The following is a 10874-nucleotide window of genomic DNA, read 5'->3' on the forward strand; positions in this document are numbered from 1 at the left end:
TCAGGCCCCCTTGGCCGCGGTACGGACCAGGACGAGGCCGCCGTTCGGACCAGGAACTGCGCCCTTGATGAGCAGCAGGCCCTTCTCCGCGTCAACGGCGTGGACGGTCAGGTTCTGGGTGGTGACCCGCTCATTGCCCATACGGCCGGCCATCCGCATGCCCTTGAACACGCGGCCCGGGGTGGCGCAGCCACCGATGGAGCCCGGCTTGCGGTGCACGCGGTGGGCACCGTGCGAGGCCTTGCCGCCGTGGAAGCCGTGACGCTTCATGACACCGGCGAAGCCCTTGCCCTTGCTCTTGCCGGTCACGTCCACCTTGACGCCGGACTCGAAGGTCTCAGCGGTCAGCTCCTGGCCGAGGGTGTACTCGCCGGCATCGGGAGTACGGACCTCGACGAGGTGACGACGGGGGGTGACGTCGGCCTTCGCGAAGTGGCCCTTGAGGGGCTTGTTCACCTTGCGCGGGTCGATCTCGCCGAAGGCGATCTGGACGGAGTCGTAACCGTCCTGGTCATTGGTGCGCACCTGGGTAACGACGCAGGGGCCGGCCTTCACCACGGTCACCGGGACGACACGGTTGTTCTCGTCCCAGACCTGGGTCATGCCGAGCTTCTCGCCCAGGATGCCCTTGATCTGCTTAGCCATCTCTTCCGCGCCTCTCAGAGCTTGATCTCGATGTCAACGCCGGCCGGAAGGTCCAGGCGCATCAGCGAGTCAACGGTCTTGGGCGTCGGGTCGAGGATGTCGATCAGGCGCTTGTGCGTGCGCATCTCGAAGTGCTCGCGCGAGTCCTTGTACTTGTGCGGCGACTTGATGACGCAGTACACGTTCTTTTCAGTGGGCAGCGGCACCGGGCCCGCGACCGACGCACCAGTGCGAGTCACCGTCTCGACGATCTTCTTCGCCGAAGAGTCGATGACCTCGTGGTCGTAGGCCTTGAGCCGGATGCGGATCTTCTGTCCCGCCATGGCTACTTCGTAGTCCTGTCTCTCGTAACGCTCTGGGACCCGGGAGGTTCGCGTTCTTCTCCGACCCACGCGGTCGGGCGTGTCGCACCCCTTCTCGAAAATCTCCGCACGAGAGATCCCTTGAGAAGGAGAGGTAGGGGAAGAACACCCACCGGGCGCCTGGCCGAGGCACCCCGCTGACGCTTCCCGGAAGATTCCCGTATTTCCGACCCTGAGAAGGGACGACGAATACCTGGGACTCGCTTCCAGTCCTCCCGGCGGGAGGCGCGCAGCATCGGCACTCAACCGAGCAACCTGGACAGTGTGCCATACCCGGGATGCCTAAGGCCAATCGGACCCCAACTGTCAAGGAGCCCCGCCCACCTGATGGTGGACGGGGCTCCTCGGGGCTGTGCTGTCCCGGGGGCAACCCCCGGACCCCCGACCCGAAGGCCGGGAGCTACCGGATCAACCGGATCAACAATTACTTGTTGATCTTGGTGACCTGGCCGGCGCCGACGGTCCGGCCACCCTCACGGATGGCGAACTTCAGGCCCTCCTCCATGGCGACCGGCTGGATCAGCTCGACCGACATCTCGGTGTTGTCGCCCGGCATGACCATCTCGGTGCCCTCGGGGAGGGTCACGACGCCGGTCACGTCCGTGGTACGGAAGTAGAACTGCGGGCGGTAGTTGTTGAAGAACGGGGTGTGACGGCCACCCTCGTCCTTCGACAGGATGTACGCCTGAGCCTCGAACGAGGTGTGCGGCGTGACCGAGCCCGGCTTGATGATGACCTGGCCGCGCTCGACGTCCTCGCGCTTGATGCCACGGAGGAGCAGACCGACGTTCTCACCGGCCTGGCCCTCGTCGAGGAGCTTGCGGAACATCTCGATGCCGGTGACCGTGGTGGTGGTCTTCTCGGTCTTGATGCCGATGATGTCGACGGTCTCGTTGACCTTGAGGACACCACGCTCGATACGACCGGTGACAACGGTGCCACGGCCGGTGATCGTGAAGACGTCCTCGATCGGCATCAGGAACGGCTTGTCGACGTCACGCTCGGGCTGCGGGATGGACTCGTCGACGGCCTTCATCAGGTCGAGGACGGACTTGCCCCACTCGGCGTCGCCCTCGAGCGCCTTGAGCGCCGAGACCTTGACGACCGGGACGTCGTCGCCCGGGAACTCGTACTCGGAGAGGAGCTCACGGACCTCGAGCTCGACGAGCTCCAGGATCTCCTCGTCGTCCACCATGTCGGCCTTGTTCAGGGCGACAACGATGTAGGGAACGCCGACCTGGCGGGCCAGGAGCACGTGCTCCTTGGTCTGCGGCATCGGACCGTCGGTCGCGGCGACCACGAGGATCGCGCCGTCCATCTGGGCGGCACCGGTGATCATGTTCTTGATGTAGTCCGCGTGACCGGGGCAGTCGACGTGGGCGTAGTGACGCGACTCGGTCTGGTACTCGACGTGCGCGATGGAGATGGTGATACCGCGCTGGCGCTCCTCAGGAGCCTTGTCGATCTGGTCGAAGGCCGAGGCCTCGTTCAGGTCCGGGTACGCGTCATGCAGCACCTTGGTAATGGCGGCCGTGAGGGTCGTCTTACCGTGGTCAATGTGACCGATGGTGCCGATGTTGACGTGCGGCTTAGTCCGCTCGAACTTCGCCTTCGCCACTGGGGTCCTCCTGTGGAGTGGTTCTGTACGCCTTACTCATCGGCGCCAGGTGATCTTTGCTGGGGTGCCGGCTGCCGGGGCATTCCTCACGGATTGCGGGGATTACCCCGGCAGACGGTGTCAAGCCTAAAGCGTGTTCCGACTCGCGGGAGACGGAGCTACTCGCCCTTGGCCTTCGCGATGATCTCCTCGGCGACGTTCCGCGGAACCTCGGCGTAGGAGTCGAACTGCATCGAGTAGCTTGCGCGACCCGACGTCTTGCTGCGGAGGTCTCCGACGTAGCCGAACATCTCCGAGAGCGGAACCAGGCCCGTGACGAGCTTGGCGCCTGCGCGCTCCTCCATGGACTGAATCTGACCACGGCGGGAGTTGATGTCGCCGATCACATCGCCCATGTAGTCCTCGGGCGTGGTGACCTCGACCTTCATCATCGGCTCCAGCAGGGCCGGGCTGGCCTTGCGGGCGGCCTCCTTGAAGGCCATCGAACCGGCGATCTTGAAGGCCATCTCGGACGAGTCGACCTCGTGGAACGCACCGTCGAGGAGCGTGACCTTGACGCCGGTCAGCGGGTAGCCGGCGAGAACGCCGAACTCCATGGCCTCCTGGCAGCCCGCGTCCACGGACGGGATGTACTCCCGCGGGATACGGCCACCGGTGACCTTGTTCTCGAACTCGTACCCGTCGCCCTCGAGCGGCGCGATCGCGATCTGCACCTTCGCGAACTGGCCGGAACCACCAGTCTGCTTCTTGTGCGTGTAGTCGAGACGCTCGACGGCCTTGCGCAGGGTCTCGCGGTAGGCGACCTGCGGCTTGCCGACGTTGGCCTCGACCCGGAACTCGCGCTTCATACGGTCGACCAGCACGTCGAGGTGCAGCTCGCCCATACCCGCGATGATGGTCTGGCCGGTCTCCTCGTCGGTGTGCACCTGGAACGAGGGGTCCTCTTCGGCGAGGCGCTGGATGGCGACACCCAGCTTCTCCTGGTCGCCCTTGGACTTGGGCTCGATGGCGACCTGGATGACCGGCGCCGGGAAGTCCATCGACTCCAGGATGACCGGGCTGCCCGCGTCGCAGAGGGTCTCACCAGTGGTGGTCTGCTTCAGACCCATGACGGCGACGATGTCACCGGCACCCACCGACTCGATCTCCTCACGCTTGTTCGCGTGCATCCGGTAGATCTTGCCGATGCGCTCCTTCTTGCCCTTCACCGAGTTCTGCACCTGCGAGCCGGCCTCGAGGCGGCCCGAGTACACCCGGATGAAGGTGAGCTTGCCCAGGTGGGGGTCGCTCGCAATCTTGAACGCGAGGGCCGACAGCGGCTCGTCCTCGGACGGCTTGCGCTTGACGATCTCCTCCGGGTCGTTGACCGCGTGGCCCTCGATGGCCTCGACGTCCAGCGGGGAGGGGAGGTAGCGCACGACCGCGTCGAGCAGGGGCTGGACGCCCTTGTTCTTGAACGCGGTACCGCAGAACACCGGGGTGACGGTGGTCGTGTCGGCCTTGCCGGAAGCGATCGTGATACGGCGGATCGCCGCGTACAGCTGCTCCTCGGTGGGCTCCTGGCCCTCCAGGTACAGCTCCATGATCTCTTCGTCGTTCTCGGCGACGGTCTCGAGCAGCTTGCCGCGCCACTCGTCGGCGGCCTCGGCGTGCGTGGCCGGGATGTCGACGGTGTCGTACATCTCGCCCTTGGCAGCCTCGGCCGACCAGACCAGGGCCTTCATCTTCACGAGGTCGACGACGCCCTTGAAGTCCATCTCGGTGCCGATCGGCAGCTGCATCACGATCGGGGTCGCGCCCAGGCGGTCCGTGATCATGTCGACGCAGCGGTGGAACTCGGCACCCGTACGGTCGAGCTTGTTGACGAAGCAGATGCGCGGCACGCCGTAGCGGTCCGCCTGACGCCAGACAGTCTCGGACTGGGGCTCGACACCGGCGACGCCGTCGAACACCGTCACGGCACCGTCGAGCACGCGCAGCGAACGCTCCACCTCGACGGTGAAGTCGACGTGGCCGGGCGTGTCGATGATGTTGATGGTGTGGTCGACGTCCTCGAGCGGCCAGTGACAGGTCGTCGCGGCGGACGTAATCGTGATGCCGCGCTCCTGCTCCTGCTCCATCCAGTCCATCGTGGCAGCGCCGTCGTGGACCTCACCGATCTTGTACGAAACGCCGGTGTAGAACAGGATCCGCTCGGTGGTGGTCGTCTTGCCCGCGTCGATGTGGGCCATGATCCCGATGTTGCGGACCTTGGCCAGGTCAAGCGAAGTGGTGGCCATAGTGGCTCAATCTTCTCTCGGTCTCGATGTGGGTTGCGACTACCAGCGGTAGTGCGCGAAGGCCTTGTTGGACTCGGCCATCTTGTGCGTGTCCTCACGCTTCTTGACCGAAGCGCCGAGGCCGTTGGAGGCGTCGAGCAGTTCGTTCATGAGGCGCTCGGTCATGGTCTTCTCGCGGCGGGCGCGGGAGTAGCCCACGAGCCAGCGGAGCGAGAGGGTGGCCGCACGGCCGGGCTTGACCTCGACCGGGACCTGGTAGGTCGCGCCACCGACGCGGCGGGACTTGACCTCAAGGGTCGGCTTGATGTTCTCGAGCGCGCGCTTGAGCGTGATGACCGGGTCGTTGCCGGTCTTCTCGCGCAGACCCTCCATGGCGCCGTAAACGATGCGCTCGGCGGTGGAGCGCTTGCCGTTCAGCAGAACCTTGTTGATGAGGGAGGTCACCAGAGGAGAGCCGTAGACCGGGTCGATGATGACCGGGCGCTTCGGGGCGGGGCCCTTACGAGGCATTCTTACTTCTCCTTCTTGGCGCCGTAGCGGCTGCGAGCCTGCTTACGGTTCTTGACGCCCTGCGTGTCGAGGGAGCCGCGGATGATCTTGTACCGAACACCCGGCAGGTCCTTCACACGGCCGCCACGCACGAGCACGATCGAGTGCTCCTGGAGGTTGTGGCCCTCACCCGGAATGTAAGCGGTGACCTCGATCCCGCTGGTCAGACGCACACGCGCGACCTTACGCAGGGCCGAGTTCGGCTTCTTCGGGGTGGTGGTGAAAACACGCGTGCAGACGCCACGGCGCTGGGGAGAACCCTCGAGCGCGGGCGTCTTGTTCTTCTCGACCTTGTCCTGCCGGCCCTTGCGGACCAGCTGCTGGATCGTAGGCACCGTTTCTCCGGTTTCTGTGTGCCAGTCTCGGTAAAGCTAACCTGGAACATCCCCGACCCACGCGGTCGGGTGTGTCGAATACTGCAGTCCGGTCCTCGCTGGAACGAGTGAGGCGGCAGATTGCGGTGTCAAAAACCTGGCTCCCGTGTCGACGCCGCTCCCGACCCAGAGGCTTGGGGAGATTGCGCGCACGGCAGCCCAGGGACACCCCAGGCACAAGGTCAGAGCGTACCTACCGCATTGGCTGCGGTCAAAACAAATGCACACGCGAAGGACACGCCGGACTCGTCACGGCGTTGCGGCCACCGTAGTGCGATCCACGGCCGTACGGAAGAAGGCGCCACACCCCCGCAACACACCCCGGCCGCCCCTGGGATCCACCGGATCGTCAGAGGCCGACCGCCGCCGACAGGATGAAGATCAGCAGGAACAGCGCCCAGCCGCCGATCGCCAGCCAGCCCAGGATCAGCCCCGTGATGGCCTGGCCGTCCCCGCCCTGCCCGGTCCGGCGGATCTCGGCGCGCGCCTTGTGCCCCAGGATGACCGCCGGGATCGCCGTCAGGCCCCAGGTCACCGGCGTCATGATCCCGCAGACCAGCGCGCCGGTAGCCGAGCTGTTCGTCGTCACCGGCATCGGCATCGGCATCGGCATGAACGTCGCCGGCACCATCGGCCGCTGCGGCATGAACTGCGCCTGCGGCACCGGCCCCATCGGCAGGTCCGCGACCAGCATCTGCAGCTCGGAATGTGTCTGCGCCTCGTAGGCCCGGGCGATCCGCTGCTCGTACTCCGGCTGCTGCAGCCGCCCCTCGGCGAACCCCGCCTTGAGCACATCGACCGTCCGCTCACGATCGGCGTGCGAAGCCCGCATGACAGGCACCTGATTCGGCGGCTGAGCGGGCTGCCCACCCTGCCAAGGCTGGAATGCCACTTCGCGAACCTCCCCCCGCTCGACAGTTCTCCCCATCTTCTCATCACAGACGCAGCAATGGGGAGACAAGTTCCCCCGCACGGCCCCCAATGCCGCAGGGCGGCCACCCCCGAGGGGTGACCGCCCTGTTGCTGTCGTACGGACCAGGATTACTGGTTGTACGGACCGTAGTCGTAGTCCTCCAGCGGGACCGCCTGGCCGGAGCCGGTGCCGAAGGGCGAGTAGTCGATGTCGTCGTAACCGACGGCCGAGTACATCGCGGCCTTGGCCTCCTCGGTGGGCTCGACCCGGATGTTGCGGTAGCGGGACAGGCCCGTACCGGCCGGGATGAGCTTACCGATGATGACGTTCTCCTTGAGGCCGATCAGGGAGTCCGACTTGGCGTTGATCGCCGCGTCGGTCAGAACCCGGGTCGTCTCCTGGAAGGACGCCGCCGACAGCCAGGACTCGGTGGCCAGCGAAGCCTTGGTGATACCCATCAGCTGCGGACGGCCGGAGGCCGGGTGGCCGCCTTCCGCCACGACGCGACGGTTCTCGCCCTCGAACTTCGTGCGCTCCACCAGCTCGCCCGGCAGCAGCTCCGCGTCGCCGGACTCGATGATCGTCACACGGCGCAGCATCTGCCGGATGATGATCTCGATGTGCTTGTCGTGGATCGCCACGCCCTGGCTGTTGTAGACCTTCTGGACCTCGCCGACCAGGTGGACCTGGACGGCACGCTGGCCGAGGATCCGCAGCACGTCGTGCGGGTTGACGGCACCCACGGTCAGCGGCTGGCCGACCGTGACGTGGTCGCCCTCGCCCACCAGCAGACGGGCACGCTTGGAGACGCCGTAGGCGGTCTCGTCGCTGCCGTCGTCCGGGGTGACGACGAGCTTCTTGGTCTTCTCGGTCTCCTCGATACGGACGCGGCCGGCCGCCTCCGAGATCGGGGCGACGCCCTTGGGCGTACGGGCCTCGAAGAGCTCGACGACACGCGGCAGACCCAGGGTGATGTCGTCACCGGCCACACCACCGGTGTGGAAGGTACGCATCGTCAGCTGGGTGCCGGGCTCACCGATGGACTGGGCGGCGATGATGCCGACCGCCTCACCGATGTCGACCAGCTTGCCGGTGGCCAGCGAACGGCCGTAGCAGTAGGCGCAGGTGCCGACCGCGGACTCACAGGTCAGGACCGAGCGGGTCTTGACCTCCTCCACGCCCGCGTTGACCAGCGCGTCGATGAGCACGTCACCGAGGTCGACGTTCGCCGGGGCGACGACCTTGCCGTCGACGACGACATCCTCGGCCAGCATGCGGGCGTAGACGCTGGACTCCACGTCGTCCGCCTTGCGCAGGACACCGTCGGCGCCCTTCGAGGCGATCCGCAGCTTGAGGCCGCGCTCCGTACCGCAGTCCTCCTCGCGAATGATGACGTCCTGGGAGACGTCGACCAGACGACGGGTGAGGTAGCCGGAGTCGGCGGTACGCAGAGCGGTGTCCGCCAGACCCTTACGGGCACCGTGCGTGGAGATGAAGTACTCCAGCACGGACAGACCCTCGCGGAACGACGCCTTGATCGGACGCGGGATGGTCTCGTTCTTCGCGTTCGACACCAGACCACGCATACCGGCGATCTGCCGCATCTGCATCATGTTTCCTCGGGCACCCGAGTCAACCATCATGAAGATGGGGTTGGTCTTGGGGAAGTTCTCGTTCATCGCCTCGGCGACCTCGTTGGTCGCCTTGGTCCAGATGTTGATCAGTTCCTGAGTGCGCTCGTCCTTGGTGATCAGACCGCGCTCGTACTGCTTCTGGACCTTCTCGTCCTGGGCCTCGTAGCCCGCGACGATGGCCTTCTTGGCCTCCGGCACGACGATGTCGGAGACGGCGACGGTGACACCCGAGCGGGTGGCCCAGTGGAAACCGGCCGCCTTCAGGTTGTCCAGGGTCGCTGCGACGATGACCTTCGGGTAGCGCTCGGCCAGGTCGTTGACGATCGCGGAGAGCTGCTTCTTGCCCACCGAGTAGTCGACGAACGGGTAGTCCTCGGGCAGCAGCTCGTTGAAGAGCGCACGGCCCAGGGTCGTCCGCAGGCGGAAGCTGTCACCCTGCTGCCACTCGGTCGCACCGAAGCCGTCGGCCTCGTCCACGGCCGGCGGGGTCCAGCCACGCGGCGGGACGGTGCCGATCGGGAAGCGGATGTCGACCTTGGCCTGGAGCGACAGCTCGCGGGCGTCGAAGGCCATGATCGCCTCGGCGACCGAGCCGAAGGACCGGCCCTCGCCCTTGACCTCGCGCTCCTCCTCGTCCGTGGTGAGGAAGAAGAGGCCCAGCACCATGTCCTGGGTCGGCATGGTGACCGGACGGCCGTCGGCCGGCTTGAGGATGTTGTTCGAGGACAGCATCAGGATGCGCGCCTCGGCCTGCGCCTCCGCGGAGAGCGGCAGGTGGACGGCCATCTGGTCACCGTCGAAGTCCGCGTTGAACGCGGTGCACACGAGCGGGTGGATCTGGATGGCCTTGCCCTCGACCAGCTGCGGCTCGAAGGCCTGGATGCCGAGGCGGTGCAGGGTGGGAGCACGGTTCAGCAGAACCGGATGCTCGGCGATGACCTCTTCGAGGACGTCGTACACGACCGTGCGGCCGCGCTCCACCATGCGCTTGGCGCTCTTGATGTTCTGCGCGTGGTTGAGGTCCACCAGACGCTTCATCACGAACGGCTTGAACAGCTCCAGCGCCATGGCCTTGGGCAGACCGCACTGGTGCAGCTTGAGCTGCGGGCCGACGACGATGACGGAACGCGCCGAGTAGTCGACTCGCTTACCGAGCAGGTTCTGACGGAAGCGGCCCTGCTTGCCCTTGAGCATGTCGGACAGCGACTTCAGCGGGCGGTTACCGGGACCGGTCACCGGGCGACCGCGGCGGCCGTTGTCGAACAGCGCGTCGACGGCCTCCTGCAGCATCCGCTTCTCGTTGTTCACGATGATCTCGGGGGCACCGAGGTCAAGGAGACGCTTGAGGCGGTTGTTGCGGTTGATCACACGGCGGTACAGGTCGTTCAGGTCGGAGGTCGCGAAGCGGCCACCGTCCAGCTGCACCATCGGACGCAGGTCCGGCGGGATCACCGGGATGCAGTCCAGCACCATGCCCTTGGGGCTGTTGCGGGTCTGCAGGAAGGCGGAGACGACCTTGAGGCGCTTGAGCGCACGGGTCTTCTTCTGGCCCTTGCCGGTCCGGATGATCTCGCGGAGGCGCTCGGCCTCCTCGTCCAGGTCGAAGGTCTCCAGGCGCTTCTGCAGGGCAGCGGCACCCATGGAACCGTCGAAGTACGTGCCGAAGCGGTCACGCAGCTCGCGGTAGAGCAGCTCGTCGCCCTCCAGGTCCTGGACCTTGAGGTTCTTGAAGCGGTTCCAGACCTCGTCGAGACGGTCGATCTCGCGCTGCGCACGGTCGCGCAGCTGCTTCATCTCACGCTCGGCGCCCTCGCGCACCTTGCGGCGCACGTCGGCCTTGGCGCCCTCGGCCTCCAGCTCGGCCAGGTCGGTCTCGAGCTTCTTGGCGCGGGCCTCCAGGTCGGAGTCGCGGCGCTGCTCGATCTGCTGGCGCTCGACGGAGACGTGGGCCTCCAGCGAGGGCAGATCGCGCGTACGGCGCTCCTCGTCCACCCACGTGATCATGTAGGCGGCGAAGTAGATGACCTTCTCGAGGTCCTTGGGCGCGAGGTCCAGCAGGTAGCCCAGCCGGCTCGGCACGCCCTTGAAGTACCAGATGTGGGTAACAGGAGCGGCCAGCTCGATGTGGCCCATCCGCTCACGGCGCACCTTGGCGCGAGTGACCTCGACGCCGCACCGCTCGCAGATGATGCCCTTGAAGCGGACGCGCTTGTACTTACCGCAGTAGCACTCCCAGTCCCGGGTCGGACCGAAGATCTTCTCGCAGAAGAGTCCGTCCTTTTCGGGCTTGAGGGTGCGGTAGTTGATGGTCTCGGGCTTCTTGACCTCGCCGTGGCTCCACTGACGGATGTCGTCAGCGGTGGCCAGACCGATCCGGAGCTCATCGAAGAAGTTGACGTCGAGCACTATGCGTCAATCCCTCTCAGGGTTGTAAGTCTTGGGGTCTGAAACGGGGGTCTTGGGGCCGGCCGGGGAACCCTCACGGGCTCCCCGGCCAAAC

8 protein-coding genes are annotated in these 10874 nt (G+C 66.0%); all 8 read right to left on the reverse strand.

Translation table 11 applies throughout. The features are described 5' to 3' along the window. The 8 genes from rplC to ACZ5XZ_RS27955 all read right to left on the reverse strand — a co-directional run bounded on the left by rplC (nt 1) and on the right by ACZ5XZ_RS27955 (nt 10780). The gene (gene rplC / locus ACZ5XZ_RS27920) at nt 1-645 is read right to left on the reverse strand and encodes a 50S ribosomal protein L3 (protein WP_006604873.1); all 645 of its coding nucleotides are present in this window, start codon (nt 643-645) and stop codon (nt 1-3) included. Nucleotides 646-659: 14 nt separating this feature from the next. Further along, nucleotides 660-968 (reverse strand): 30S ribosomal protein S10, encoded by a 309-nt coding sequence (rpsJ, locus tag ACZ5XZ_RS27925; protein WP_003948644.1) that lies wholly within the window; start codon nt 966-968, stop codon nt 660-662. A gap of 463 nt (nt 969-1431) precedes the next feature. Next, nucleotides 1432-2625, reverse strand: a complete 1194-nt coding sequence (tuf, locus tag ACZ5XZ_RS27930; RefSeq protein ID WP_384429890.1) for an elongation factor Tu — start codon at nt 2623-2625, stop codon at nt 1432-1434. A gap of 158 nt (nt 2626-2783) precedes the next feature. Beyond that, nucleotides 2784-4904: an elongation factor G gene (gene fusA, locus ACZ5XZ_RS27935; protein WP_468982782.1), complete on the reverse strand. Its 2121-nt coding sequence runs from the start codon at nt 4902-4904 to the stop codon at nt 2784-2786. 39 nt (nt 4905-4943) lie between these two features. Next, nucleotides 4944-5414 (reverse strand): 30S ribosomal protein S7, encoded by a 471-nt coding sequence (gene rpsG / locus ACZ5XZ_RS27940; RefSeq protein WP_004571813.1) that lies wholly within the window; start codon nt 5412-5414, stop codon nt 4944-4946. A gap of 2 nt (nt 5415-5416) precedes the next feature. Next, nucleotides 5417-5788, reverse strand: coding sequence for a 30S ribosomal protein S12 (rpsL, locus tag ACZ5XZ_RS27945; protein ID WP_003948652.1), 372 nt, complete (start codon nt 5786-5788; stop codon nt 5417-5419). Between the two features lie 388 nt (nt 5789-6176). After that, a complete protein-coding gene (locus ACZ5XZ_RS27950) occupies nt 6177-6659 on the reverse strand; it encodes a DUF1707 and DUF4190 domain-containing protein (protein ID WP_468982784.1) in 483 nt (160 codons plus the stop codon). A gap of 209 nt (nt 6660-6868) precedes the next feature. Then, nucleotides 6869-10780: a DNA-directed RNA polymerase subunit beta' gene (locus ACZ5XZ_RS27955; RefSeq protein ID WP_468982785.1), complete on the reverse strand. Its 3912-nt coding sequence runs from the start codon at nt 10778-10780 to the stop codon at nt 6869-6871. Nucleotides 10781-10874: the final 94 nt, after the last annotated feature.

It is taken from the genome of Streptomyces sp. NPDC033270, assembly GCF_055576575.1.